Annotated in this window: 5 protein-coding genes; 4 read left to right on the top strand and 1 reads right to left on the bottom strand. The window is 60.6% G+C overall.

The window, feature by feature from the left end; translation table 11 throughout:
• Positions 1-157 precede the first annotated feature (157 nt).
• A complete protein-coding gene (locus ACPEES_RS23010) occupies positions 158-325 on the bottom strand; it encodes a hypothetical protein (protein WP_435106772.1) in 168 nt (55 codons plus the stop codon).
• Positions 326-813: 488 nt separating this feature from the next.
• Between ACPEES_RS23010 and ACPEES_RS23015 the strand changes: the two genes are divergently transcribed.
• The 4 genes from ACPEES_RS23015 to ACPEES_RS23030 all read left to right on the top strand — a co-directional run bounded on the left by ACPEES_RS23015 (position 814) and on the right by ACPEES_RS23030 (position 3,017).
• Positions 814-1,020, top strand: a complete 207-nt coding sequence (locus ACPEES_RS23015; protein ID WP_435106774.1) for a hypothetical protein — start codon at positions 814-816, stop codon at positions 1,018-1,020.
• Between the two features lie 274 nt (positions 1,021-1,294).
• Entirely contained in the window at positions 1,295-1,693 is a 399-nt protein-coding gene (locus ACPEES_RS23020; protein ID WP_435106776.1) for a DUF4253 domain-containing protein, read from the top strand.
• A 127-nt stretch (positions 1,694-1,820) separates the two neighbouring features.
• Complete coding sequence (locus tag ACPEES_RS23025; RefSeq protein WP_435106778.1) at positions 1,821-2,369, top strand: GNAT family N-acetyltransferase; 549 nt, start codon at positions 1,821-1,823, stop codon at positions 2,367-2,369.
• Between the two features lie 117 nt (positions 2,370-2,486).
• Complete coding sequence (locus tag ACPEES_RS23030) at positions 2,487-3,017, top strand: Cache 3/Cache 2 fusion domain-containing protein (protein WP_435106780.1); 531 nt, start codon at positions 2,487-2,489, stop codon at positions 3,015-3,017.
• Positions 3,018-3,047 lie beyond the last annotated feature (30 nt).

Consider the following 3,047-nt stretch of genomic DNA (forward strand, 5'->3'; position numbering starts at 1 on the left):
ATACCGTGCACATTGCAGGTCGTGCCCACGAGGGTGTGACCCACCCCAACGCCGAGCAACTGGAGCTGTTCAACACGCTCGGAATCGACGTACCAAAACGGCCTTGCTGAGCCTGTTGTAACACGATCGGATCATCCGATATCGAAAAATCAATAACTTATGCCGATAGCTGTGGAACTCCGGGGCGCGAGCGTTGGGTGAAGCGGTCGGTGAACGCCTGATCGTTGTCGGTGAGCAGGGTGTGGATATGAAACGGCGCCTTGTCGATGAGCCAGCGCACGAACCCCAACGCAGAGCGCCGGGAGTTCGTCTTACGCTGCTGCAAATAGACTCAACGACCCGCCCGATCGATGCCACGAACAGATACCGCCGCTCGCGCTCATCGGGCATCGGCGGGAGGTATTTGATATCGACGTGCACGTAGTCGGGCACATCGTCGCTGAAGGTCTTCGCGCGCTGGTCGGCAGCGTACTCGGCTGGGTCAGAAGATTTGTCCGTTGACAGCAGATCATCCAGGGGCAAGCATAAGCTGCGCCGCAGCTCAACCACGATGGCCTCCTGCGCCGCCGACAGCGTCGTCGCCATCTGCTGCGGGCGGTGCCAGCTCGGGCGTGGACTGTCGTGCTGCTCATGCGTACCTACCTTCCGTGCTCGGTTCCATGGCCGTGAGGCAGTCTTGCAAGGCCTGCCTGGGTTGGAAAAGGGGGTGACTGTTGACAGGAATACAATCAGGCGAAACCTGACAGATAGTCTGAGCGGCAATACGGGGAGCCGGCCGATGTCGTCGGCGCGGGGACGGAAGCGGAAGAAACAATGAACGAAAAGCCTTATGCGAAGCGGGCCGTCGAGTTCGCTGACGCGCTCGTGAAGCAGCAATTCGAGGCGGCATACGGCATGCTCGGCGAACGGTTGCGGGAGGAGGTATCTCCCGCGCAATTGCGTTCGAGTTATGAGGCCATGGTGGGGGATGCCGAACGCACTCCCACCGTGGTAGAGCTCGTAACCACCATGGAGCAGTGACCGGGCCGCGAGCCGGACGACGCGGGGTGGGCGTACGTTGCCATCGCAGGCGACGTTTTTTCGGAGGCGGTTACCGTCGTGGTTGAACACGCTGGCAATGGGTTCGCTATTCGGGATATCGAATGGGGACGCCCGTGAGCGGCTCGTTGCCTCGTTGCCGGGGAGTAGCAAACGGTTCACGCTTGCGGTTCCCCGGAATGTGCTGACCGGCTTGTCCGCAGGACAGGCACGGCAGCGCAGCGTCATTTGAATTGAATAATAAGGAGATATGGACGTGAGCAAGTTTGCCGCCATTAAATCTGCCGGCACCAACGGGGTGAATTACGACGTCGGTAACGACGATATCGTCGACAAGTTGGAAGCCTGGGACGCACAATACGGTATCGAGGTTTCCGAGATCTCGCAGGACAGTGTCAAGGTCACCTTCAACTCGCTGCCGGATGATGTGGCGGGCTTGGCGAAAGAGATCTACGAATTCTGCCCTGATGTCATCGATCAGGGCTTCGGCGTCATGGACGAAATGGTGGAGATGATGGAGGAGAGCGGTCAGCCGCTCGACCCCGCAATCGCCAAACTCGTCGAAGGCGTCGATTTCGACGACGACGATTTCGGCGAAGTGCTGCTGCAGCGATCACTTAGCTCGACTCGCGCGGTAACCCTGTGGTGGGATTGACGTGAAAAGGCGACAGGGATGTCCCTGAAATACCGATGGTTTCCGCCGATGCGGTTGCCGTCGTTGCGACGTTTACCGGTAATGCCGTGGGCTCGCCCAGGCGTTGTGGGCACTGAACGAGGGGCGAGTGGAGGAAACCGGTACGGGGGTGCGGATCCGACCGTTGACGACCGTGGATGCAGCATCGTTCAAGGCCTTGCGCCTCGCCGGCCTTCGCGAATGTCCTGTGGCGTTCGGATCGAGCTATGAAGAGGAACGTGACGGTACGCTGGCGAACGTCTCGGAACGAATCGGCCCGACGGCAACGTCGGCCGTTTTCGGGGCATTCGACTCATCGGAGCTCGTCGGTGTGCTTGGCGTAAGCCGGCACACCGCGCGTAAATGGTGGCACAAGGCGAGCCTCTGGGGCATGTATGTCATGCCCGCACACCGAGCAAACGGCGTCGCCAGGGCGTTGCTGAACCGTGGGATCCGGTTCGCCGCGTCCATGGCCGGCGTACGGTGGCTGACACTCTCCGTCGCCGTCACCAACGCAGCCGCACAGGCACTTTACGAATCCGTCGGCTTCCGCTGTTACGGGCGCGAACCCGAGGCGTTGTGCGTGGGCGGTGTGTATCACGATGAGCGCCTCATGGCACTGCCTCTCACTCGCCGGGCGGGTCCGAATACGCACTGACAACCTGTGACCGGGCGGCGGATCCCGGAACCGCTCAAGCAAGCGACGATATCGCCGATAACCCTATATGGCAGGGATGCGGTGTGTGCCGTCTTTGTTTGGGGCCGGGGGAAATCCATGCATCGGGTCAACCGTCGCAGTATCGCGTTTCAGCTCAATCTCGCCCTTGCCACTGCGGTGGTTGTCGTTCTGGCGGCACTGGTGGTCTTCGCCAGTGGCTTCACCCAGCGACAGATGCTGGATGGCACTCGTACGGAGCTCCAGCGGCAGGTCGGGGTGCTCGACCGGATGCTCGAATTCTATTACGACGTGCTGGAAAACCGGGCGAACGAGTATGCGCGGATCTTCGCTGGGTTCTTCGATACCACCTTGAGCCTGGATGGCGACGCGACCGTCGCTGTCGGCGACTATGCAGCGCCCGTGATCCGTGCTGGTGAACGCGCGCTCAATCTGAATTACGACGAAGTCGATGCTTTCGCGGAGCGTACTGGCGGCAATGCAACGGTCTTCGTACGTTACCGGGACGATTTCCTGCGCGTGACGACATCACTGCGCAAACCCGACGGCAGCCGTGCCACCGGCACTCTGTTGGGCAAGAATCAGGTTCCTTCTCGATCTGTGTGGGTTCCAGGGTGTGAAGGCGGGTAGCCGGTAGGTAGCGATGACCGATATGTTGTG

Origin of the sequence: Arhodomonas sp. AD133, from assembly GCF_051195215.1 — a bacterium.
Classification (GTDB): Bacteria; Pseudomonadota; Gammaproteobacteria; order Nitrococcales; family Nitrococcaceae; genus Arhodomonas.